This window comes from Novacetimonas hansenii JCM 7643, assembly GCF_000964405.1.
Lineage (GTDB): Bacteria > Pseudomonadota > Alphaproteobacteria > Acetobacterales > Acetobacteraceae > Novacetimonas > Novacetimonas hansenii.
The window spans coordinates 1-367 of the sequence record NZ_BANE01000397.1; the positions used below are offsets into that span (position 1 = coordinate 1).

A 367-nucleotide genomic window follows, 5' to 3' on the forward strand; every position below is an offset into this window, starting at 1 on the left:
AGGCTGAAGAACGGCCATGACATGAGATCGATCAGCAGGCAGGGTGAGAGAACCGGCGGCACCGGACGCGCGCTCATGGCCGACGCTCCAACCTACGGCTTCCGATCACACGGGCTTTTTCATAGGACTCTTCGGATGTGGATTTGCAGGCGACATTCTCGATCCAATGCCGGATGTCGTTGACATGATAGAGAACCCGACCGCCCATCTTGCGAAAGACCGGACCACTCCCCCGGCAGCGATAGCGCTCCAGCGTCCGCGGCGAGATGTTCAGCCGATGGGCGGCTTGTGGGGTAGTGAGCAGTTGTTCGTCGAGGAAATTGTCCTGACGCGGGTGTGACGGCGTCATGCTGGCCTCCGTCGGTTC

The 367-nt window shown here is 60.5% G+C and carries 1 protein-coding gene; it reads right to left on the reverse strand.

Annotated features, from left to right (window positions below; translation table 11 throughout):
- Nucleotides 1-73: 73 nt before the first annotated feature.
- Nucleotides 74-367: helix-turn-helix transcriptional regulator (locus B7G66_RS16755; protein WP_369688284.1), on the reverse strand; the 294-nt coding region annotated here is incomplete at its 5' end.